Annotated in this window: 23 protein-coding genes; 8 read left to right on the plus strand and 15 right to left on the minus strand. The window is 68.0% G+C overall.

Features of this window, described 5'->3' with window-relative positions; genetic code table 11:
- Positions 1-60: 60 nt before the first annotated feature.
- Genes OHS03_RS15345 through OHS03_RS15355 form a run of 3 tightly spaced genes read right to left on the minus strand, consistent with a single transcriptional unit; the run spans position 61 to position 3,061 of the window.
- Positions 61-1,089, minus strand: a complete 1,029-nt coding sequence (locus OHS03_RS15345; protein ID WP_328663474.1) for a 2-dehydropantoate 2-reductase — start codon at positions 1,087-1,089, stop codon at positions 61-63.
- Positions 1,086-2,069 (minus strand): helix-turn-helix transcriptional regulator, encoded by a 984-nt coding sequence (locus tag OHS03_RS15350; RefSeq protein WP_328663476.1) that lies wholly within the window; start codon positions 2,067-2,069, stop codon positions 1,086-1,088. Before OHS03_RS15350 ends, OHS03_RS15345 begins: the two co-directional genes overlap by 4 nt.
- Positions 2,066-3,061: a helix-turn-helix transcriptional regulator gene (locus OHS03_RS15355; protein ID WP_082843757.1), complete on the minus strand. Its 996-nt coding sequence runs from the start codon at positions 3,059-3,061 to the stop codon at positions 2,066-2,068. Before OHS03_RS15355 ends, OHS03_RS15350 begins: the two co-directional genes overlap by 4 nt.
- A 100-nt stretch (positions 3,062-3,161) precedes the next feature.
- Here OHS03_RS15355 and OHS03_RS15360 point away from each other — a divergent pair, with 100 nt between their 5' ends.
- From OHS03_RS15360 to OHS03_RS15370, 3 genes are read left to right on the plus strand one after another with little or no spacing between them, the layout of a single operon-like run.
- Positions 3,162-3,467, plus strand: a complete 306-nt coding sequence (locus OHS03_RS15360) for a thiamine-binding protein (protein WP_328663477.1) — start codon at positions 3,162-3,164, stop codon at positions 3,465-3,467.
- A gap of 29 nt (positions 3,468-3,496) precedes the next feature.
- Positions 3,497-4,297 carry a helix-turn-helix domain-containing protein gene (locus OHS03_RS15365; RefSeq protein WP_328663479.1) on the plus strand — a complete coding sequence of 267 codons (801 nt, stop codon included), beginning with the start codon at positions 3,497-3,499 and terminating at the stop codon, positions 4,295-4,297.
- A 10-nt stretch (positions 4,298-4,307) separates the two neighbouring features.
- A complete protein-coding gene (locus OHS03_RS15370) occupies positions 4,308-4,694 on the plus strand; it encodes a VOC family protein (protein WP_328663481.1) in 387 nt (128 codons plus the stop codon).
- Here OHS03_RS15370 and OHS03_RS15375 read toward each other — a convergent pair whose 3' ends face one another.
- Genes OHS03_RS15375 through OHS03_RS15400 form a run of 6 tightly spaced genes read right to left on the minus strand, consistent with a single transcriptional unit; the run spans position 4,695 to position 10,947 of the window.
- Positions 4,695-5,150, minus strand: a complete 456-nt coding sequence (locus tag OHS03_RS15375; RefSeq protein WP_328663483.1) for a MaoC family dehydratase — start codon at positions 5,148-5,150, stop codon at positions 4,695-4,697.
- Positions 5,147-6,640, minus strand: coding sequence for a long-chain-fatty-acid--CoA ligase (locus OHS03_RS15380; RefSeq protein WP_328663486.1), 1,494 nt, complete (start codon positions 6,638-6,640; stop codon positions 5,147-5,149). The genes OHS03_RS15375 and OHS03_RS15380 overlap by 4 nt, the downstream gene beginning before the upstream one ends.
- A gap of 7 nt (positions 6,641-6,647) precedes the next feature.
- Positions 6,648-7,856, minus strand: a complete 1,209-nt coding sequence (gene pcaF, locus OHS03_RS15385) for a 3-oxoadipyl-CoA thiolase (protein ID WP_328663488.1) — start codon at positions 7,854-7,856, stop codon at positions 6,648-6,650.
- Positions 7,853-9,010, minus strand: coding sequence for an acyl-CoA dehydrogenase family protein (locus OHS03_RS15390; RefSeq protein WP_328663490.1), 1,158 nt, complete (start codon positions 9,008-9,010; stop codon positions 7,853-7,855). The genes pcaF and OHS03_RS15390 overlap by 4 nt, the downstream gene beginning before the upstream one ends.
- Before the next feature lie 16 nt (positions 9,011-9,026).
- Complete coding sequence (gene fabG / locus OHS03_RS15395) at positions 9,027-9,779, minus strand: 3-oxoacyl-ACP reductase FabG (protein ID WP_063006451.1); 753 nt, start codon at positions 9,777-9,779, stop codon at positions 9,027-9,029.
- A 16-nt stretch (positions 9,780-9,795) separates the two neighbouring features.
- Entirely contained in the window at positions 9,796-10,947 is a 1,152-nt protein-coding gene (locus OHS03_RS15400; protein WP_194824834.1) for an acyl-CoA dehydrogenase family protein, read from the minus strand.
- A 129-nt stretch (positions 10,948-11,076) separates the two neighbouring features.
- Between OHS03_RS15400 and OHS03_RS15405 the strand changes: the two genes are divergently transcribed.
- Entirely contained in the window at positions 11,077-11,712 is a 636-nt protein-coding gene (locus OHS03_RS15405) for a TetR/AcrR family transcriptional regulator (protein WP_056815272.1), read from the plus strand.
- A 92-nt stretch (positions 11,713-11,804) separates the two neighbouring features.
- On the opposite strand, the gene pafA is transcribed toward OHS03_RS15405, so the two are convergent.
- The 5 genes from pafA to dop all read right to left on the minus strand — a co-directional run bounded on the left by pafA (position 11,805) and on the right by dop (position 16,754).
- A complete protein-coding gene (pafA, locus tag OHS03_RS15410) occupies positions 11,805-13,163 on the minus strand; it encodes a Pup--protein ligase (RefSeq protein ID WP_194824832.1) in 1,359 nt (452 codons plus the stop codon).
- Positions 13,164-13,328: 165 nt separating this feature from the next.
- Positions 13,329-14,102, minus strand: a complete 774-nt coding sequence (gene prcA / locus OHS03_RS15415) for a proteasome subunit alpha (RefSeq protein ID WP_328663492.1) — start codon at positions 14,100-14,102, stop codon at positions 13,329-13,331.
- Positions 14,099-14,944, minus strand: coding sequence for a proteasome subunit beta (prcB, locus tag OHS03_RS15420; RefSeq protein ID WP_062983401.1), 846 nt, complete (start codon positions 14,942-14,944; stop codon positions 14,099-14,101). The genes prcA and prcB overlap by 4 nt, the downstream gene beginning before the upstream one ends.
- Positions 14,941-15,135, minus strand: coding sequence for a ubiquitin-like protein Pup (locus OHS03_RS15425; protein WP_019047503.1), 195 nt, complete (start codon positions 15,133-15,135; stop codon positions 14,941-14,943). Before OHS03_RS15425 ends, prcB begins: the two co-directional genes overlap by 4 nt.
- Positions 15,136-15,254: 119 nt before the next feature.
- Positions 15,255-16,754: a depupylase/deamidase Dop gene (gene dop, locus OHS03_RS15430; protein WP_328663493.1), complete on the minus strand. Its 1,500-nt coding sequence runs from the start codon at positions 16,752-16,754 to the stop codon at positions 15,255-15,257.
- A 149-nt stretch (positions 16,755-16,903) separates the two neighbouring features.
- Between dop and OHS03_RS15435 the strand changes: the two genes are divergently transcribed.
- On the plus strand, positions 16,904-18,085 hold the full coding sequence (locus OHS03_RS15435; protein WP_407942485.1) for a DUF418 domain-containing protein: 1,182 nt from the start codon (positions 16,904-16,906) through the stop codon (positions 18,083-18,085).
- Position 18,086: 1 nt separating this feature from the next.
- Here the strand turns inward: OHS03_RS15435 and OHS03_RS15440 are convergent, their stop codons facing one another.
- On the minus strand, positions 18,087-18,812 hold the full coding sequence (locus OHS03_RS15440) for a TetR/AcrR family transcriptional regulator (protein WP_056809893.1): 726 nt from the start codon (positions 18,810-18,812) through the stop codon (positions 18,087-18,089).
- 110 nt (positions 18,813-18,922) lie between these two features.
- On the opposite strand from OHS03_RS15440, the gene OHS03_RS15445 reads away from it, so the two are divergent.
- Genes OHS03_RS15445 through OHS03_RS15455 form a run of 3 tightly spaced genes read left to right on the plus strand, consistent with a single transcriptional unit; the run spans position 18,923 to position 21,140 of the window.
- Positions 18,923-19,816, plus strand: a complete 894-nt coding sequence (locus OHS03_RS15445; protein WP_328663495.1) for an AurF N-oxygenase family protein — start codon at positions 18,923-18,925, stop codon at positions 19,814-19,816.
- Complete coding sequence (locus OHS03_RS15450) at positions 19,813-20,802, plus strand: DUF4873 domain-containing protein (protein WP_328663497.1); 990 nt, start codon at positions 19,813-19,815, stop codon at positions 20,800-20,802. Before OHS03_RS15445 ends, OHS03_RS15450 begins: the two co-directional genes overlap by 4 nt.
- 38 nt (positions 20,803-20,840) lie before the next feature.
- On the plus strand, positions 20,841-21,140 hold the full coding sequence (locus OHS03_RS15455; RefSeq protein ID WP_328663499.1) for a DUF6412 domain-containing protein: 300 nt from the start codon (positions 20,841-20,843) through the stop codon (positions 21,138-21,140).
- Positions 21,141-21,185 lie beyond the last annotated feature (45 nt).

The following is a 21,185-nucleotide window of genomic DNA, read 5'->3' on the forward strand; positions in this document are numbered from 1 at the left end:
CGATGCTACCTGTGTTCGGACCGTGGCGGACGCCCAGCCGCATCGGTGTTCGCCACGCGTTCAATCCGCGACAGCGACCGCCGCCCCGGTCAGCTCGGCGAGCAACCGGCTTCCGGTGAACCGTGCGGTATCGCCGGACTCGGCGATCCTGATCAGTTCCGTCAACTTCCGGTTGACCGGCGTGGGATGTCCCACCATCTCGCCGAGGCGCACGATTTCCCCACACAGCCATGCGATTTCGGTGCGCCGGCCGAGTGCCAGGTCATCGGCCATCGACGAGCGCGCGAGCGGGTCGATGGCGAGCACCCGGCCGAACACCCGCCGGAAGACGGCGTCGGGAACACGCAGTAGATGCACCATCAGCTCGGGCGGAACGGGGGTGAGCTGCGCGGGCCGAATTCGCGCAGTGTTCATCACGGCGAGGGCTTCGGACTGAGTGAGGGCGAGGCAGCGGCGGTAGTCGCGTTCGGCGAGCTCCTCGCGCAATGGCCTGCCCGACAGCGCGTTGATCGGATTGTTCAGGTTGAGCAGCAGCTTCGCCCATTGCACCGGACGCAGGTCGCGGTGGCGGCGCAGCGGCAGTCCCGCCGCCCGGAAACCGTCGGCGAAGCGGTCGACGACCTTGTCGTCCTGGATCGCGAGGTCGCCATCGCTGGCGCGGTGGAAGCACCCGCGACCGCTGTGCACCACGTTGAACATCACCATTCCGGCCAGCGCGATGCTGGTCGGCAGGATCTCTCTGATCACGCTGGCGTTGCCGATGCCGTTCTGCAGGCTCACCACCGGCGTGCCGGGGCGTAATCGGCCCGCGACGGCACGAACGGCGGCGGCGGTGTCGGCCGATTTCACCGTCACAAGGACCAGGTCGGCCAACTCGGGTTCGTCCGGTTCGAGCGCGAGGCCGAACCGGTCGGGCGCGACCTCGGTCGAACCGCCGTCCAGATCGGTCAGGCGCAGGCCGTGCTCGGCGATGTCGTCGAGGATCCGCTGACGGCCGACGAAGATCACTTCCATGCCCGCGGCGGCCAGATGACCGCCGATGAATACCCCGACGCTGCCCGCACCGAGGACAAGTACTCGCTGACTCACGCGGGTTCGGTCTCCCCCACCAGTCCGGCGGCCGCGTAGGCGGCCAGGGCGGCGTCGGCGCGCGAGCGCACGGCCGCCACCAGTTCCGACGGCCCGAGGACGGTGACGCCGGTCCCGAAGCCGAGCAGCAGCCGGGCCATCCAGTCCGGCGAGGCGAAGCGCATACCCGCCTCGATGCTGCCGTCGGCGCGTGACTCGATGCGGTGCATCGGGTACTGGTCGAGCACCCACGCGTAATCGGCGCGGATCCGCAGCCGGGCCAGCGGCACGTCGGGGTCGTCCTGGAACAGGTCGAGTGCGGCCGCGTCGGTGGCGGCGTGGCTCGGCGCGTGGGCCGGCTCGTCGAGTTCGGTGGCATCCTCGATCCGATCGAACCGGAACAGGCGAACGCCTTCGGCCTGCCTGCACCAGGCCTGCAGGTAGCTGTTGTTGTCGACCAGCACCACCCGAATCGGGTCGACGATGCGCTCGGACACCTCGTCGCGGCTGGCGGAGTAATAGACCAGGCGCAGGGCCCGCGCGTCGGCCAGCGCGGCGCGCACGGTCGCGACCACCGGCTTCTCGATAGGGACCTCGACCGGTTTGCCCGCGACCACCGCATCGGTGCTGGCGATCGCCGATTCGATCTTGGCGATGGCGGCGTGCGCGGCGGTCGGGTCGACCATGCCCGGCATCTCCACGATCGAGCGAAGCGCCACCAGCAGCGCGGTGGCCTCGGTGGAGGTCAACCGCAGCGGCCGTTCGATCCCGGCCGAGAAGGTGACCTCGATGCTCTCCTCGGAGAACGACAGGTCGATCAGATCGCCGGGGCCGTAGCCCGGCAAACCGCACATCCACAGCTGGTTGAGGTCGCTCATCAGCTGTTTGGTGGTGACACCGAGTTCCGCGGCGGCCTCGGCCGCGCTGATACCCGGGTGCGCGAGTAAGTACGGCACCATGTTCAGCAGGCGCGAAAGTCGTAGGGAAAGACGCGAACTCACGACGTGACCTCCGTGTGGTCGAGTACCGACCGTAGCCGGTCCATCACATCGGCGCGCAGTTCCGGTGGTTCGAGAACGAGGACGTCGGGGCCCAGGCCGGTGATCAACCGGGCGACCCAGTCCCTGGATCGGACCGGTACCTCGAGCACCGAGCCGGGGCGACCGCCCAGATCGCGGGTCTCGACTTCGGTGCCGATGCGGCGCAATTCACGCCCACGGCCCTTGGCGACCCACACGGTGGCCGACCCGGTGACGGGAGCATCGCCGGTGACCCGGTCGACGATCGCGCGCAGATCGGTGTGCGCGGGCTTGTGCACCGCGTCGACCGGACCGTACGGCCGCACCTGGCCGCCGATCCGCGACAGCCGGAACGTGCGAACGGCGTCACGTTCGCGGTCGTGCCCGACGAGGTACCAGCGCCCGTGCCGAGTCACCACGCCCCACGGTTCGACATCGCGGGTCACGAACGGATCGGTGACGGCACTGTGGTGGCCGAAACGCACGGCCTGTCCCGCATCGATCGCGGCGAGCAGTTCCCGCAACACCGGCTCCGACCCGCGGGTGCGCGCGGGCACCGCGGGAACCGACACCCCGACGTTGTCGGTCTCGACGGTGACACCGGCCGCGCGCAACTTCAACAGCGCGCCCTCGGCCGCCCCCGCCAATTCCGGTGAGGCCCACATCTGCACCGCGACGGCGACCGCTGCGGCTTCCTCGCTGGACAGGTCGATATCGGGCAGTTCGTAGGCGTCCCGGTTGATCCGATACCCCTCGAGTGTCGAGAACCTTCCCACCGGACCGACTTCCAAGGGGATGCCCAGATCACGCAGTTCGTTCTTGTCGCGCTCGAACATCCGGCTGAACGCCTCGTCGGTCGCGGAGTCCTCGTAACCGGCCACACTGGCGCGAATACGTTCCGCGCTCAGGAACTGCCTGGTCGACAGCAGCGCGATGACCAGATTCATCAGCCGCTCGACCTTGGATATCGCCACCCGATAGAGGGTAATGGTCGCGCCCTCTCCCCCGCGCGTCGGCGCACAGTTGTGCCGCGGCCGGGGACCATGGACAGCGCCCCCAGCGAAAGGACCCACGATGCTCGTTGCCTTCTCCGTCGCCCCCAGCGGTGCCGCCCACGCCGACGGCTCGGTCGGCGAAGCTGTCGCCGCGGCCGTTCGCGTGGTCCGTGATTCCGGCCTCCCGAATCACACCGACGCGATGTTCACCACCATCGAAGGCGAGTGGGACGAGGTGATGGCGGTGATCAAGGCCGCCACCGACGCCATCCTCGCCACCGCCCCGCGCTGCAGTCTGGTCCTCAAGGCCGACCTCCGCCCCGGCGTCACCGACGCTCTGAACACCAAGGTCGAAACCGTCGAGCGCCTACTCGCCGAGGGCTAGTTCCGGTCGGTGGATGAGACACTGTGACGGTGGACCTACGTCTGACATGCCGTGCCGCGGGCATCGGCGTGGTGGCGCTCAGCGAGCACGTCGGTCGCGCTCGTCCCCATCGCGCCGTTCCCACGCTGTCCGCGCGGTTGGTCGTCAGCCTCGGTGCCCCGATCGAGGTCGACTACGACGGACGGACCCTCAACGCCCAGGCTGTGGTGGCCGGATTGATGCGGCCCGGGATCGCGACGCCGGTCACGACCCTGCTACCGGGGCAGCCGACGGCCTATGTCGAGTTGTCGGCCGCGGCCTTGCGCAGGCTGATCGGCATGCCGATCAGCGAAGTGGACGCGGGCGGTGTCATCGCCGATGCTGTTGTGCCGTGGGTGAACTCGCTGTGCGAGGAGTTGGCGGACCGTCCCGTCGGTCACCGCGAGACGCTGCTGCGAATTCGGCTCCTCGACCAGCTGTACCGGGCAGATCCCGACACCCGAGCCGACGACGCCTACCGAGCGCTGGACCTGATCCGAGCCGGTAGCGGGACGGCTTCGATCGACGATCTCGCGCACGAGGTGCACCTGAGCCCCCGGCGATTGCGATACGTGATGCGACGCTCGCTGGGGATCACCCCGAAGTTCGCCTCCCGCGTGGCCCGTATGGAGTCCGCGGTGCGCCGTGCGGGTACAGGCGCTGCCACCTGGGCGCAGGTGGCAGCCGATTCGGGCTACCACGACCAGAGCCACCTCGTGCACGACTTCCGCGACCTCATGAACACCACGCCCACCGAGTGGCTCGACGAAGAGGGCCGAAATCTACAAGGCCGACAACGCCCCGCCCGGTGAGCATGGAGGGATGAACAACCACCTGGTCCCGAAGCTGCTGGTCTCCGATGCGCAGGCAGCGATCACCTTCTACACCGAGGCGCTCGGAGCCGAGGTGCGTCTTCGAGTCGCCGATGACCACGGCGTGGTGAACCATGCCGAACTCTCGCTCGGCGCTGTCGTGTTCGCCCTGGCGCAGAGTGTCGAGGAGTGGGGGTGGTCCGATCCCCGATCGCTGGGCGGCTCGCCCGTCCTGCTCGAGCTCACCGTTGCCGACCCGGACTCCGTAGCGCACCGGATGGTGCGCTACGGCGCCGAGTTGGTGATCCCTGTCGAGAACCGCCCCTACGGCAAGCGCCAGGGCCGGGTGGAGGACCCGTTCGGCCACCTCTGGGTCATCAGCGGAGAACTCCGCTAGTCACAGGAGGAAGCGGGCGATGGAATCGGCCACACACGCCGGGCGGGGGGCGTTCTCGAGTTCGACGGTGACGTGGCGATGGATTTGGACGCCGCCGGGAACTTCGGTGACCTCGGCGAGGGTGAGATGGGCGCGGATGCGGCTGTCGACGGGGACAGGCGTGAGGAAACGAACTCGGTCGAAGCCGTAGTTGATGCCCACATTCGCAGCGCTGACGCTCATGATCTGTTGGGTCATCGGCACGATCAGCGACAGGGTGAGCAGCCCGTGGGCGATGGTGGTGCCGTACGCGCCCGCGGCGGCGCGTACGGCGTCGACGTGGATCCACTGGTGGTCGCCGGTGGCTTCGGCGAACAGGTCGATGCGGCGCTGGTCGATAGTGACCCACTCGCTGGGGCCCAGTTCGGTTCCGACCGCGGCGCGCACGGCGTCGAAATCGGCGAAATCCGTTGTCATGCCGCTCCTCCGAAACGTTGGCGCAGTTCGCGCTTGAGAACCTTGTGGGTGGGACCGAGCGGTAGCTCGGTGACGAATTCGACGCGGCGCGGGTACTTGTACTTCGCGACCTGCGCCTTGGCGAAGTCGATCACATCCTGCTCGGTCAGCGCGCCGTCCGGCACGACGACCGCCACGACCTCCTCACCGTAATGCGGGTCGGGCACGCCGATCACCGCGACCTGCGCGATGTGCGGGTGCCGCATGAGGGCCGCTTCCACCTCGGTCGGATAGACGTTGAAACCACCGCGCAGGATCATCTCCTTGATCCGGTCGACGATGCGTACCCGGCCGGTTTCGTCGCGGGTACCGAGATCGCCGGTCCGGAACCAGCCGTCGATCACGGCCGCCGCGGTCGCCTCCGGCCTACCGGTGTAGCCGCTGAACACGTTGTGCCCGCGCACCACCACCTCCCCCACGGCGCCGATGGGCAGCAATTCGATGCGATCGGCAATCGCGGGATCGGCGATCTCCACGTCGACTCCCCACACCGGATGTCCCACGGTGCCCGCTTCGGTGCCGAAGGACGGCTGGTTCACCGCGGCGGTCGGTGAGGTCTCCGACAGGCCGTATCCCTCGAGCACCGGCGCGTGGAAAACGCGCTCGAATTCCTCGAGCACGGCCACGGGCAGTGCGGCGCCACCGCTGATGCACAGTTTCAGCTCCGGCAATCGCGGTGCCGATGCCGCCGCCTCGATCAGCGACAGATACATGGTGGGCACACCGTGGAACAGGTTGACCCGCTCGGCCGCCATCAGCGAAATAGCCGCGGCCGCATCGAATCTCGGCATCAGCACCAAGGTGCCGCCGACCCGCCAGTGCGAGTTCATCGACACCGTCTGCCCGAACACGTGGAACAGCGGCAGCGCGCCGAGTGCGATGTCGTCGCGGTGGATCTCATTGGCGTCGAAGGTGTTCACCGTCGCGCACATCACCATGTTGAGATGGCTGAGTTCGGCTCCCTTGGGCGTTCCGGTGGTGCCGCTGGTGTAGAAGACGACAGCGGTATCGAGGGGACCACGGGAGACGAAGTTCGGAATCGCCTCGCCGACCAGCTCTTCGGGCGCCACCACATCGATGCCCGCGTTGCGAGCGGCTTCGGCACCCGTGGCCGCGACCATCGGATGACAGATCAGCGACGAGGCGCCGCTGTCGCGCAGCACGTACTCCATCTCCGGCGCGGTGAGCAGCAGATGCACGGGCACCACCGTCGCGCCCGCGGCCAGGATGGCGAAGTAGGCGCGCGGGAAGTCGGCGGTGTTCGGACACAGCAGCCCGACCCGGTCACCGGGCTTCACTCCACGCGCGATCAGGGCGCCTGCTTGTTCGCGGGCCTGGCGCCACAGATCAGCGAAGGTGATGCGGGTGTCGCCTTCGATCAGGGCGAGGTGGTTCGGTCGGCGACGGGCTGGTTCGGCGAGGATGCTCGCCAGAGACAGAGTGGCGTTCACGGTGTTCCTAGTGTTCGAAGCGATGGAGGTGGACAGCGAGGCCTTGTCCCACGCCGACGCACAGGGTGGCGATCGCATGGCGCGCGTCGCGTTCGACGAGTTCGAGTGCCGCGGTGAGCGCCAGCCGCGCACCGCTGGCACCGAGCGGATGTCCGAGCGCGATCGCACCGCCGTTGGGATTGACGTGCTCGGCGTCGTCGGGCAGGCCGAGCCCGCGCAACACCGCGAGGGCCTGCGCGGCGAAGGCTTCGTTGAGCTCGATGACGTCGATCTCACCGATTTCCAACCCTGTTCGGGCGAGGAGTTTTTCGACGGCGGGCACCGGCCCGATACCCATGGTTCGCGGCGCGACACCGGCCGCGGCCACCGCCCCGACCCGTGCCAGCGGGGTGAGACCGTACCGACGAACAGCGTCCTCGGAAGCAAGTAGTAGAGCGGCGGCGCCGTCATTGATCCCCGAGGAATTGCCCGCGGTGATCGATCCGCCGGGCACCACCGCCCGCAACGCCGCCAGCGACTCCGCGCTGGTCTCGCGCGGATGTTCGTCCCGATCGACGAGCACCGGTTCACCGCGCCGCCGCGGCACCGGCACCGCCGTGATCTCGCGCGCCAGCCTGCCCCGGTCGATCGCCAGCGCCGCCCGCTGCTGCGAGCGCAACGCGAACGCGTCCTGATCGGCACGCGCGATGCCGTACTCGTCGGCGATGTTCTGCGCGGTCTCGGGCATCGTGTCCGTGCCGTACCGTTCGCGCATCCGCGGATTGACGAACCGCCAGCCGATCGTGGTGTCGGCCAGTTGCGCGGAACGATCCCAAGGCGCACCGCTTTTCGGTAGCACATACGGCGACCGGGTCATCGACTCCACCCCACCGGCGATCACCAGGTCCGCGTCACCGGACCGGATCGCTCTGGCCGCGGAGCCCACGGCGTCCAGACCGGACGAGCACAGCCGGTTCACGGTGAGACCGGGCACGGTCACCGGCAACCCGGCCAGCAGGGCCGCCATCCGCGCGACATTGCGATTGTCCTCGCCGGCCTGGTTCACGCAGCCGAACACCACATCGTCGACGGCGCCGAAATCCACACTCGGCAGGCGCGCTACCAGCGCGGCGATCGCGTGCGCGGCAAGGTCGTCGGGGCGCACGTCGGCCAACGCGCCCCCGTACCGGCCGAACGGCGTCCGCACGCCGTCGACCAGATACGCGGCGCCCGTCACAAGCCCATGTCCTTGGCGATGATCATCTTCATCACCTCGCTGGTGCCGCCGTAGATCCGGTTGACCCGGTTGTCGGCGTACAGGCGGGCCACCGGGTACTCGTTGATGTAGCCGTAGCCACCGTGCAACTGCAGGCAGCGGTCGATCACCCGCGAGGCCACCTCGGAGCAGAACAGTTTGGCCGAGGCCGCGTCGGCGGCGGTGAGCTCATCGCGGTCGAGGGCCTCCAGCGCCCGGTCGACGACCGCCTCGACCGCATCGACCTCGGCCTGACAGGCGGCCAGTTCGAACTTGGTGTTCTGGAACTGCGCGACCGGCTGACCGAAAACGTTGCGGCCCCTCGTGTATTCGAGGGTGAACCGAATCGCCGCCTTGGCCTGGGCATAGGCGCCGAGCGCGATCGAGAGACGTTCCTGGGGCAGATTCTGGCCCAGGTAGCTGAAACCCTGGTTCGCCTCGCCCAGCAGATCCGAGACCGGCACCCGCACGTCGGTGAACGACAGCTCGGCCGTGTCGGACACCTTCAGACCCAGCTTGTCCAGCTTGCGGCCCACCGCGTATCCCGGCGAGTTCGTATCGACGACGAGCAGTGAGATCCCGTGGCGCCGATCGGTTTCCGAGGCCGGGGCGGTCCGCGCGCACACGATCACCCGATCGGCGTGCACACCACCGGTGATGAACGTCTTGGAACCGTTGAGCACGTAGTGCGTGCCGTCCTCGGAAAGCTGCGCGGTGGTCCGCATTCCGGCGAGGTCGGAGCCGGTGCCTGGCTCGGTCATCGCGATCGCGAACATGATCTCGCCCGAGACGAACCCCGGCAGCCAGCGCTGCTTCTGTTCTTCGGTCGCGAGATTCTTCAGATACGGCAGGCACAGGCCCACGTGCACGCCCGAACCACCGAAAGACACACCGGCGCGAGTGGTTTCCTCCAGCAGAATCGCCTGGAATTTGAACGACTCGATGCCGGCGCCGCCGTATTCCTCCGGCACCTCGATCCCGAACACACCGAGATCGGCCAGCTTGCCGTAGAACTCGCGCGGCACGATGCCCGCCTCGTACCACTGGTCGTAGACCGGTGCGACCTGCGATTCGATGAACGCGCGCACGGTCTTGCGGAATGCCTCGTGCTCGTCGTTGAAAACTGTTCTCTGCATGATGGTTCTCCGAAATCTAGAGACGACGTCCGCCGTCGACATACACGGTCTGTCCGGTGACGAACCCGGCATTGTCGGAGGCGAGGAAGGCGACCACATTCGCGATGTCGGCAGGCAGGCCGACCCGGCGCAGCGGGGTGATCTCGGCGGTCTTCGCCTGCAGCTCCTCGGCGCTCATGCCCCTGCGCGCCGCGGTGGCCGCGGTCATCTCGGTGGCGATGAAGCCGGGTGCCACAGCGTTGACGCGAATCCCGAACGGGCCGAGTTCCATGGCCAGCGTGCGGGTCAGGCCCTGGATGCCTGCTTTCGCCGCCGCGTAGTTGGCCTGACCACGGGTGCCGAGCGCCGAGACGCTCGAGGTGTTGACGATGGCGCCGCCGCCGTTGTCCACCATGTGTTTCTGCGCGGCCTTGCAGCACAGGAACGCACCGCGCAGGTGCACCGCCATGACGGTGTCCCAGTCCTCGACCGACATCTTGAACAGCAGGTTGTCGCGCAGCACGCCCGCGTTGTTCACCAGGACGTCGAGCGAGCCGAAGTCCGCCACGGTGCGCGCGACGGCGGCGGCTACCTGCGCCTCGTCGGCGACGTCGCAGCCGATGCCGATCGCGGTGCCGCCCGCCGCGTTGATCTGCCCGGCGGCCAGTACCGCGGCATCGGCGTCGAGATCGACGACGGCCACGGCGAATCCGTCGTCGGCCAAGCGGGCTGCGGTCGCCGCGCCGATGCCGCGGGCCGCCCCGGTGACGAGGGCTGTTCGGTGGATCATGGGTCGTACTCCTGTATCAGACAATGGCATTCACGCCGGTGAGGGCGCGCCCGATGAGCAGCTTCTGGATCTGGGTGGTGCCCTCGTAGAGGGTCAGCACGCGGGCGTCGCGCAGGTACTTGGCGACGGGGTATTCATCGATGTAGCCGTAGCCGCCGAACACCTGGATCGCGTTGTTGGCGGCGGAGACCGCCGCCTCGGAGGCGAACAACTTCGCCATCGACGCGGCGGTGCCGAAAGGTTCGCCGCGGTCGGCGAGATCGGCGGCGCGCCAAGCGAGTAGCCGTGCGGCGTCGGTGTCGACGGCGATATCGGACAGGAGTTCTTGCACCAGCTGGTAGCCGGCGATCGGCTTGCCGAACTGTTCACGCTCACCGGCGTAACGCACCGCGGCTTCGAGGCAGGCACGCGCCAGCCCGACGCACCCGGACGCGACCCCGATACGGCCCTTGTCGAGCGCGGACATCGCGATCCGGAAGCCCTGCCCTTCCTCGCCGAGGCGCAGCGCGTCGGGCACCCGAACCCCGTCGAGGACGAGTTCGGCGGTGGCCTGGCCGCGCAGACCGAGCTTGCCCTTGATCTCGGTCCGGCCGAAACCCGGTGCGTCCGTCGGCACCACGAACGCCGTGACGCCCTTGGGCCCCGGACCGCCGGTCCGCGCGAAGACCAGCGCGTGATCGGCCCAGGTGCCGTTGGTGATGAAGATCTTGGTCCCGGACAGGACCCAGTCCGAACCGTCACGTGTCGCACGGGTGTCGAGGTTCGCCGCGTCCGAGCCGGTGCCGGGTTCGGTCAGCGCGAAACACCCGAGCTGCTCACCCGCGCAGATCCCCGGCAGGAACCGCTGCTTCTGCTCCTCGGTGCCGTACGCGGCGATCGATTTGCCGAACAGGCCGAGCGAGACCGACACGATGCCGCGCACCGCGCTGTCACCGCGCCCGAGCTCCTCGAGCAGCAGGCAGTAGTCGAAGGTGTCGCCGCCGGAGCCACCGTATTCCTCGGCGATCCCGATGCCGAGGAAGCCCAGCGCACCGAGCTTGCCGACGATCTTCGGATCCACCGATTCGTCGCGATCCCACTGGGCGGCATACGGCACGACTTCCTTGTCCACCCACGTGCGGGCGAGTTCGCGCAGGTCGGACTGCGCGGGGGTGAGCTGGAAATCCACGGAACCACTCCTGAACCAAACGGCGTTAGGTTTACTGGGGCACCGTATCCTAACGCCGTTCGGTTAATCAAGAGTCGTTTTCGGCATCGGTGATACCGTTCGATTCCCCGACGAGAGATGGAGGAGCACATGGCGAGGCCGCGCGTACCGCTGTTGAGCCGCGAGCGAATTCGCGACGCCGCGCTGGTCCTGATCGACCGCGACGGACTCGCCGAGGTCTCCATGCGCAAGCTGGGCGCCGAACTCGGCGTGCAGGCCGCCTCGCTCTACGGCCACTACCCGAACAAGGACGAGCTGTTCGACGACATCGCCACCGGCATCATGAGCCTGGTCGATACCTCGACCTTCGACACGGTGAGCTGGGATCGAGCACTCGCTGACTGGGCACGCAGCTATCGCGCGGCACTGGCCACCCACCCGAATTTCGTGCCGTACCTGGCAACGGGCCCGGGGCGCCGCGCCGAGAATCTCCGCGCGGCCGACGCCGTGCACGGCGGTCTGGTCGGTGCGGGCTGGCCACCGCGCTACGCGACCATGATCGGCGCGGCCACCCGCTACCTGGTCATGGGTTCGACGGTCGGCTCGTTCGCCGGCGGGTTCGCCGACGACGTGCAGGTGTACCGCGACCGGTACCCGCACCTGAACCAGGCCCATCTGCTGCGCGCGATCGCCGACGAAATCGATGACGACAGTTTCGAATTGGCGCTCACCGCGTTCATCGCCGGGCTCAACGCCACGTACGCGACGGTCGTCACCGCGGACTGAGCCGCCCTACACACGAGGGAACCGGTGGCGCCTACGCAATCGCTCCCATGCGCCACCGGTTCCGTCGTGGTCCCCCCGCCTGAGGGGTTCGCCTACATCGAGGCGATCAGCCGGTCGACGCGCTCGTCGACCGATCGGAACGGATCCTTGCACAGCACCGTGCGCTGCGCCTGATCGTTCAGCTTGAGGTGCACCCAGTCGACGGTGAAATCGCGGCCCGCCTCCTGCGCGGCGGTGATGAAGTCACCGCGCAGTTTGGCCCGCGTGGTCTGCGGCGGGGTGTCCACGGCGGCGTCGACAGCGTCGTCCTCGGTGATCCGCTTGGCCAGACCCTTGCGCTGGAGCAGGTCGAACACACCGCGACCACGCTTGATGTCGTGATAGGCCAGATCCAGCTGGGCGATCTTGGGATCCGACATCTCCATGCTGTATCGGTCCTGATAGCGCTGGAACAGCTTGCGCTTGATCACCCAGTCGATCTCGGTGTCGACCTTGGCGAAGTCCTGCGCCTCGACCGCGTCGAGGGTACGACCCCACAGATCCACCACCGCGTCGACCTGCGGATCGCGGTCACGGTTGCGCAGGTGCTCGACGGCGCGGGCGTAGTACTCGCGCTGGATCTCGAGGGCGCTGGCCTGACGCCCGCCGGCCAGGCGCACGGGACGACGGCCGGTGAGATCGTGGCTGACCTCGCGAATGGCCCGTATCGGGTTGTCGAGGGCGAAATCGCGGAACGACACCCCCGCCTCGATCATCTCCAGCACCAGCGAGGCCGTACCCACCTTGAGCATGGTGGTCGGTTCGGCCATGTTGGAGTCGCCGACGATCACATGCAGACGCCGGTACTTCTCGGCGTCGGCATGCGGCTCGTCGCGGGTATTGATGATCGGGCGCGAGCGAGTGGTCGCCGAGGAGACGCCCTCCCAGATGTGCTCGGCACGCTGCGACAGGCAGAACGTGGCCGCCTTGGGCGTCTGCAGTACCTTGCCCGCCCCGCAGATGAGCTGGCGGGTGACCAGGAACGGAAGCAACACATCGGAGATCCGGGAGAACTCGCCCGCGCGGACCACGAGGAAGTTCTCGTGGCAGCCGTAGGAGTTGCCCGCGGAGTCGGTGTTGTTCTTGAACAGGTAGATGTCGCCGCCGATGCCTTCCTCGGCGAGGCGCTGTTCGGCGTCTATGAGCAGGTCTTCCAGTACCCGCTCGCCTGCCCGGTCGTGGGTGACCAACTGCACCAGGCTGTCGCATTCGGCGGTGGCGTACTCGGGATGCGATCCGACGTCGAGGTACAACCTGGCACCGTTGCGAAGGAAGACATTGGAGCTACGGCCCCAGGACACCACCCGGCGGAACAAGTACCGGGCTACCTCGTCGGGGGACAGCCGACGGTGACCGTGGAAGGTGCATGTCACACCGAACTCGGTCTCGATCCCCATGATTCGTCGCTGCACACTATCGACACTACAGCCATGACCAGTGCCCGCGCGGCGCTCCTGACATCCCATTCGCATACGTGTTCACAACGATTCGGACAGCGAACGACCGCCGCGCACACGACGAGATCGGGCCTGCGAACCGGAGTGATTCGCAGGCCCGATCATGATCGTGACGGTGGGTTATTTCCCCGCGTCGTCGTCGGGTTCTGGCAGCTTCGCCTCTTTCACCGGCTTGGGCTTGGACTTGGACGCGGCGAGCGCCGCCTCCAAGGCCGGGCCCTGCAGCCTACGGAACGCCCGCCGCGGCCGCTGCTGCTCGAGCGTGGCCACCTCGAGGGAGGCCTCACCGAGCGAACGCTTGTCCCTGTCGGCTTCGGGCTGACCGGCCAGCAGTGCGCCGATCGCCACCTTCAACGCGTCGTCCAGCGACAGACCCGGCTTGTAGGTGGCTTTGAGCTGGGTCAGGATCGGCTCGGTGGTGCCGCCCATGACGACGTACTCGCGTTCGTCGACGATGGACCCGTCGAAGGTGATCCGGTACAGCACCGAAGTCGGTGACTGTTCGGGATACCCCACCTCGGCGACGCAGATCTCCACCTCGTAGGGCTTGAGCTGATCGGTGAAGATCGACCCGAGGGTCTGCGCGTACAGGTTGGCCAGCCCACGCCCGGTGACATCGCGCCGGTCGTACTGGTAACCCTTGAGGTCGGCCTGCAGGATGCCGCCACGGCGCAGGGCCTCGAACTCGTTGTACTTACCGACCGCGGAGAATCCGACGCGGTCGTAGAGCTCGCTCACCTTGTGCAACGTCGCCGAGGGGTTCTCGGCGACGAACAGCACGCCGTCGGCGTAGACCAGCACGATCACGCTGCGACCGCGACCGATGCCCTTACGGGCGAGCTCGGTCTTGTCGCGCATGATCTGCTCGGCCGAGGCGTAATACGGCAGCGTCATCGGACGGCGCCCCCTTCTTCCGCGGCTTCCCGATCGGCGATCACACCGCGGGCGATCTCGGCGAGACGATCCTCGCCGATCTCGTCCGCACCGTCGGCGTCGATCACCACCGCTGTCGGGAAGATCCCGCGCAGCATGTCGGGACCACCGGTGGCGGTGTCGTCGTCGGCGGCGTCGAACAGCGATTCCACCGCGATCCGCAGGGCCCGATCCTGATCGATGCCGCGCTGGTAGAGCTTCTTCAGCGACGACTTCGCGAACATCGAGCCGGAGCCGACGGCGGTGTAGCCGAACCGTTCCTCGCTGCGCCCGCCGACCACGTCGTAGGACACGATGCGACCGGACCGGTCCGGGTCGAGGATCTGGTCGTCGAAACCGACCAGCAGCGGGATCGCGGCCAAACCCTGCATCGCGGCAGGCAGATTGTCGCGAACCATCTTCGACAGCTTGTTGGCTTTACCGTCGAAGGTGAGCGGCACGCCTTCGATCTTCTCGTAGTACTCCAGCTCCACCGCGAACAGCCGAACCATCTCGATCGCGATACCCGCGGTGCCCGCGATGCCAGCCGCCGAGAAAGTGTCGGTGATGTACACCTTCTCGGTGTCGCGGCTGGCGAGCAGGTTGCCCATGGTCGCCCTGCGGTCGCCCGCGATCAGTACGCCGCCACGGTAGGTGACCGCGACGATGGTGGTGCCGTGCGGCGCCAGGTCCTTCGTCGCGGTCAGATCCGAGGCCGGAAACCTGTTGGCGGGCAACAGGTCCGGAGCGTGCATGCGGAGATGTTCGGTGAACGAGGAGAGAGCCCGCCCCGCGTGGAGGCGCAAGGGGTCACCTGGGGTCACTGGCCGCCCTTCTGCACATATGCCCGCACGAAGTCTTCGGCGTTCTCTTCGAGCACGTCATCGATTTCATCGAGCAAGTCGTCGGTTTCCTCCGCGAGCTTTTCGCGGCGTTCCTGCCCTGCCGCGTCGACGCCCTCGGGGCCCTCGTCCTCGTCGCCACCCCCGGCGCGCTTGGTCTGCTCTTGTGCCATGGCAGCCGACCTCCTCTTCCTCATCACGATGATCGTGTGTGTCCCACAACCCTACCGAGCCGATCCGACAAGGTGGTCGATAGCGATCGTATTGTCGCGCGGTCGTGCCCCGCAACGCATCAGTGGGTGAGCTGCTCGACCAGTTCCGCGGCGGTGCGCGAGGCGTCGAGCAGCTTTCCTACGTGCGCTTTCGTGCCCCGGCGGGGTTCCAGCGTCGGAATCCGCACCAGCGAATCACCACCGAGATCGAAGATCACCGAATCCCAACTGGCGGCGGCGATATCGGCGCCGAACCGGCGTAGACACTCACCGCGGAAGTAGGCGCGGGTGTCGGTGGGCGGATTGGTCATCGCGTCGAGCACCTGCTGCTCGCTGACGAGCCGCTTCATCGACCCGCGCGCGACCAGTCGGTTGTAGAGCCCCTTGTCCAGGCGCACATCGGAGTACTGCAGGTCCATCAGGTGCAGCTTCGGCGCGGCCCAGCCCAGCCCTTCCCGGGTGCGCATACCCTTGAGCAGGCGCAGTTTGGCCGGCCAGTCGAGCAGGTGCGCGGCCTCCATCGGATCGCGCTCGAGCAGGTCCAGGACCATCGCCCAGTTGTCGAGGATGTCGAGCACGCGCGGGTCGTCGTTGCCTTCGCGGTGGACGAATTTGGCGGCCCGCTCGTGGTAGAGCCGTTGCAGCGCAAGGCCGGTCAGCTCGCGGCCGTCGGCGAGGGCGACGGTGGCGCGCAGCGTCGGGTCGTGGCTGATCTGGTGCACGGCGGTGACCGGGCGGGCCAGCTGGAACTCCGAGAGGTCCTCGCCGCCCTCGATCATGTCGAGCACCAGCGCGGTGGTGCCGACCTTGAGGTAGGTCGACATCTCGGCGAGGTTGGCGTCGCCGATGATCACGTGCAGTCGCCGGTACTTGTCGGCGTCGGCGTGCGGCTCGTCGCGGGTGTTGATGATGCCGCGCTTGAGCGTGGTCTCGAGGCCGACCTCGACCTCGATGTAGTCGGCGCGCTGGGACAGCTGGAAACCGGCGTGGTCGCCGGACTGGCCGATGCCGACCCGGCCCGCGCCACAGATCACCTGGCGGGAGACGAAGAACGGCGTCAGGCCCGCGATGATGTGGCTGAACGGGGTGTCGCGGCTCATCAGGTAGTTCTCGTGGGTGCCGTAGGAAGCGCCCTTGCCGTCGACGTTGTTCTTGTACAGCTGCAGCCGGGGGGCGCCTGGCACGCTCGAGGCGTGCCGGGCGGCCGCCTCCATCACTCGCTCGCCCGCTTTGTCCCAGATGACCGCGTCGAGCGGATCCACGACCTCGGGTGCGGAGTACTCCGGGTGGGCGTGGTCGACGTAGAGCCGGGCGCCGTTGGTGAGGATCATGTTCGCCGCGCCGACCTCGTCGGCGTCGATGATCGGGGCGGGCCCGCTCATCCGGCTCAGGTCGAATCCACGCGCGTCACGCAGCGGGGATTCCACCTCGTAGTCCCACCGGGTCCGCTTGGCTCGCGGCAATCCCGCGGCGGCGGCATAGGCGAGAACGGCCTGCGTGGAGGTGAGGATCGGGTTGGCCGTCGGCTCCGTGGGGGTCGAGATGCCGTATTCGACCTCGATTCCGATGATGCGCTGCATGCAGACGAGCCTAGGCGACGGGCCCGACCCGCACCCGCATCTCCGCCCAGCGGGGCCGTGGGAGGCCGGGAACGTCCCCCAAGAGGGGGACCATGGAATCGTCCTCGTGAGCGATCCGCTGGGCCGGTGGTCGCGCTGATACTCGGTGCATGACCGACGCCGTCGCACCCGCCGCCGAAGCGCCCGCCGCGCCCGGGCCCGCTCGCATGATCGCGCTGGATGTGCTGCGCGGCATCGCGATCCTGGGCACTCTCGGTACCAATATCTGGATCTTCACCGATTCGGCGGGCATGGTCGGCTACCTCGACGAGCTCGGCGCGACCCCCGAGAACGCCTGGATGTGGTCCGAACGGGTGCTCCAGCAGCTCGCGCAGGGCAAATTCCTCGGCCTGCTCACGGTGATGTTCGGGATCGGGCTCGCCATCCAGCAGGGGTCGGCGCGGCGGGGAGGGCGACCATGGCCCGGCAAATACCCCTACCGCGCGGGACTGCTGTTCCTCGACGGCCTGCTGAACTTTCTGTTCGTCGCGGAGTTCGACGTACTGATGGGTTACGCGCTGACCGGCCTCGCCGTGGCCTACATCCTCGCGACAAGCGAACGGGCACAACGTCGATGGGTGATCATCGCCGCATCGGTCCACGTGACGATGTTGACGTCGATCGCGGCGGCGTTCGCCTTCGCGCCACAGTACGAAGAGGCCGACTCGGCACCGCTGGACCCGAATCCCTATGCGGACGGCTCCTTCTGGGATCTGGTGCTGTTCCGTATCGACCACGCCCTGCTCTTCCGGCTCGAGACGATCTTCGTGTTCCCGATGTCGATCGCGCTGTTCCTGGTCGGCGCGCGGCTGTTCCGCGCGGGCGTCTTCCGGCCCGAAGGCGCGCGAATTCGCCGCGGGATCATGGTGATCGGGTTCGCGGTCGCCGCGCCGCTGGACCTGGGAGTCGGCATCGTGGGCGGTGGCGACTTCATCTTCTTCACGCGATACGGGACGGCGCCGTTCGTCGCCCTCGCGATCTTGGCGGCGGTCGCCGAGTTCTACCTGCGCAGGCCCCGCGTCGGATTCGCGGGCACCCGCTTGAGCGAGGTCGGCCGCACCGCCCTCAGCTGCTACATCCTGCAGAACCTGATCGCCGGAATACTGTGCTACGGCTGGGGTTTCGGCCTTGCGGCACGGGTGTCCGACTCGGCGAGGGTGCCGTTCACCGTGGCGATCTACCTGCTCGTCGCCGCCGCGATCATCACCTTCGCCCACCTGTGGTTGCGCCGATTCGAGCGCGGCCCCGTGGAGTGGCTGTGGAATCGAACCTATCGCGCGCTGGCCGGTTGAGTCAGCGCAGTCGCTCGCCGGGGGGCGGGGCCGCGTCCGGTGCGATGAGCAGGTCGGCGATGAGCGAATCCCGTTGCAGCGGAACACCGAGACTGCGCGCATTGCCCTCGAACAGCGACAGCACCGACTCGGTCAGAATGCCCTGCACCTGCTCGGTGGTGAGGACCGGTTCCGATTCCGCGCGCCAACTCGCCACCACGCCGTCGACGAGCCCGACCATGCCGAATGCCATCGGCCGACCGCGCGCCGGGTCGATGCCGAACCGGGCCAGGGTGGCCGCGAAGATATCGGCGAGCTGTCCGCCCACCGCGCGGCCCGCGCCGCTCAGACTCGGCGCGCCCTGCGGTGCCGCGTCGCCGAGGAAGCGGTGCAGATTCGGGTGGCGTTCGATCCAGCCGAGATAGGTACCGATGGCGCCGCGTACGGCTTCTTTGAGCGAGCCCTCGGACTGCAGAGCGGGCAGCAGCTCCGCGAGCAGCAGTTCCAGGATCCGCTGCCGCGACAGCGCGTCTAGTTCGGCCCGGCCACCGACATGGCGGTAGACCACCGGTCGAGGCAGTGCCAGATGTTCGGCGATCAACTGCACCGAGATCTCGAGACCGTGTTCCTCGATCACCTCGATGGCGGCGTCGATCATCTCCGCGCGGCGGCGCTCTTTGTGGCCGTGCCAGCGGGTGGCGCGACCGTCGGCGGCGGTCTGATCGGCGTGCGCGGATGGTGCAGTCACAGTGCCAACGATACCCGTGCGGATATTGACCGTGACATGGCGTTCCACTAACCTTGGTGATACACGCTGTAACACCTAGCGTGGCACGTTCCGCCGAGAGTGAGCCCGCGATGCCCCACGCTACCGCCTCCCCGCGCGATTCCTTCGCCCAGCGCCTGCTGATCGGCTCGGTGCGAAAATCCTATGACCCGGTGGTCGACATCGACTGGGCCGAACCTCTCGACCCGGCGAAGCTGTTCCTGCCCCCGCGCGTCATCTCCCTCTACGGCACCGATCTGTGGGACGCGATGACACCCGACCAGCAGCGCGAGCTCTCCCGCCAGGAACTGGCCAATGTGCTCTCGGTCGGCATCTGGTTCGAGAACCTGCTCAATCGACTGCTGCTGCGCGAACTGCTCCGCGGCGACCCCACCTCCGCGACCTCGCACTACACCCTCACCGAGATGGCCGACGAGTGCAGGCACATGATGATGTTCGGCAAGCTCATCGAGCGCGTCGAGGCCCGTCCGTACTGGCCGCGTCCGGCGGCGCGGCTCGCGATCACCGCACTGCCCGCCGTGCTGCACGGCCCGATGGTGTGGGTGGCGGCGCTGGTCGGTGAGGAGATCTTCGACGCGCTGCAGCGGCGGATGCTCGACGATCCGCAGTTGCAGCCGATCGTCGCGCGGGCCATGCGCGTCCACGTCACCGAGGAGGCCCGCCACATCGGCTTCGCCAGGGACGCGCTGTCTCGGCGAGTGCCCGCGATGTCGGCGGTTGAGCGGGCCTATATCCGCTTGTGCGTGGCGGTGGCCGGACCGCTGTTCGTCTCGCTGGTCACCAACCGGCATCTGTACATTCGCGCCGGGCTCGACGGTCGACAGGCACGCAGAGCCGCACTGGGTAATCCGAGGGCGCGCGAATCCAGGGCGGCCGGGGCGGCGGATCTGGTGACGTTCCTGGGTCAGCACGGGCTGATCGGAGCGGCCGGACGCAGGCGGTGGCGGGCGGTGGGTCTGCTGTGAACGTCGCCGTCATCGGCGCCGAATCCGGGGCGATCGTGCGCGCGCTGCGGGCGGTCGGTATCGCCGAAGTATGTGTCTACGAACCGGTTCCAGCAGGTGATCGGTCGCGATCTCCGGTCGGCCGACAGCGCCGAACACCGTGGACGTCGCGGCACAGATGGCTGTCTCGCGAGGATCGGCCGGTCCCCCGGCGTCTGGTCGATGTCGACGAACTCGTTTTCGACGAGGACGAGGACCGCTGGCTGATCCACCTGGTCGGAGACGAGCCCGCCCAGGCGAGGGTGGTGATTCTGACCGCCGACACCACCAGACGACTCCGCGCCGACTTCGCACCGAAAGCCGCAGACCGTTTCGTCGGCGTCCGACTGCCGGTCACGGGACGCGAGGCCCGCACACTCGACGCGGCGTGGTCGCCCGCTCCGGTCACCTTTCGCGGCATCGCGACCCATGGCTTTCCGAACCTGTTCTTCGTCGGCGGTGCCGAACCCGCCGTCCAGGAACCGTCGGTCGCCCAGTCGGTCCGAGTCGATCTCGTCGCCACCTGGGTCCGCGCTCTTCAGCGGCAATCGGGCACTCGAATCGAAGTGCGGGCCAGCACCCAGCACGAATACCACCGTCGGCTCGACCCGACGCCGAGCATGCGTCGCCATGGCCGCCCGAAGCCCCACCATTTCGACATCACCGTCGCCGCCGACCGGCATCCGGATCACGACTACGCCGGACCGGCCGTCCTCGATCTACCCGGAGCCGAATACTCCGTCCTCGCCACCCTCACCGGCCACCTCGACCCGATCGACGGCCGCTACCACTGGTACGGCCGCCTCGATCCCACCGAGACCACCACCCTGCCCGAACCGACGCGAGCATCCGCCTTCCTCGTCCTGCCCGGCCGCGAACCCGCGGCGGCACACCTCACCGAACGCGACCCGTGGGGCAATCTCCGCGTCACCGGCATCGGCACCCCACCCTTCGCGCTCGAGGCATAGCAGCGACCCTCGCCCCATCCGTCGGTATGCTCGGTGACATGCAGGCACGGGCGATGATGATGGCGTACGCGGTTCTCGCGTGCGTGCTGCCCGCCTTCGTGCTCATCTCCACGCCCGGCGGTGAGGCCACGCGCATGCTCGCGTTCGGCGCTGTCGCCGCCGCGATGGTGTGCGCGCTGGTCGCGGTCACCGGCCGCAGTCGGCTACCGGTTCGAGTCGCGTGCGCGGGCCCGCCGCGGTCGGCACAGCGCCGGTTGCGCGGTTCCTTTCTGCGACAGAGCAATCCGGATGCCGCCGGTCGTCCACGTCCACGAGCACCGGGGATCGATCACCACTGACAGGTGCCGCGCCGTCGGCGCCGCCTGTCGGATTTCGTGATCCCA

It is taken from the genome of Nocardia salmonicida, from assembly GCF_036142455.1.
GTDB lineage: Bacteria > Actinomycetota > Actinomycetes > Mycobacteriales > Mycobacteriaceae > Nocardia > Nocardia salmonicida.

Excerpts from the sequence above, each read along its gene's own strand:
- dop (WP_328663493.1), bottom strand. The coding sequence starts at position 16,754 with ATGCAGCGCATCATCGGAATCGAGGTCGAATACGGCATCTCGACCCCC.
- OHS03_RS15375 (WP_328663483.1), bottom strand. The coding sequence starts at position 5,150 with ATGACAACGGATTTCGCCGATTTCGACGCCGTGCGCGCCGCGGTCGGA.
- OHS03_RS15445 (WP_328663495.1), top strand. The coding sequence starts at position 18,923 with ATGCCCCACGCTACCGCCTCCCCGCGCGATTCCTTCGCCCAGCGCCTG.
- OHS03_RS15405 (WP_056815272.1), top strand. The coding sequence starts at position 11,077 with ATGGCGAGGCCGCGCGTACCGCTGTTGAGCCGCGAGCGAATTCGCGAC.
- OHS03_RS15435 (WP_407942485.1), top strand. The coding sequence starts at position 16,904 with ATGACCGACGCCGTCGCACCCGCCGCCGAAGCGCCCGCCGCGCCCGGG.
- OHS03_RS15360 (WP_328663477.1), top strand. The coding sequence starts at position 3,162 with ATGCTCGTTGCCTTCTCCGTCGCCCCCAGCGGTGCCGCCCACGCCGAC.
- OHS03_RS15370 (WP_328663481.1), top strand. The coding sequence starts at position 4,308 with ATGAACAACCACCTGGTCCCGAAGCTGCTGGTCTCCGATGCGCAGGCA.
- OHS03_RS15425 (WP_019047503.1), bottom strand. The coding sequence starts at position 15,135 with ATGGCACAAGAGCAGACCAAGCGCGCCGGGGGTGGCGACGAGGACGAG.
- prcA (WP_328663492.1), bottom strand. The coding sequence starts at position 14,102 with ATGACGCTGCCGTATTACGCCTCGGCCGAGCAGATCATGCGCGACAAG.
- fabG (WP_063006451.1), bottom strand. The coding sequence starts at position 9,779 with ATGATCCACCGAACAGCCCTCGTCACCGGGGCGGCCCGCGGCATCGGC.
- OHS03_RS15455 (WP_328663499.1), top strand. The coding sequence starts at position 20,841 with ATGCAGGCACGGGCGATGATGATGGCGTACGCGGTTCTCGCGTGCGTG.
- OHS03_RS15390 (WP_328663490.1), bottom strand. The coding sequence starts at position 9,010 with ATGCAGAGAACAGTTTTCAACGACGAGCACGAGGCATTCCGCAAGACC.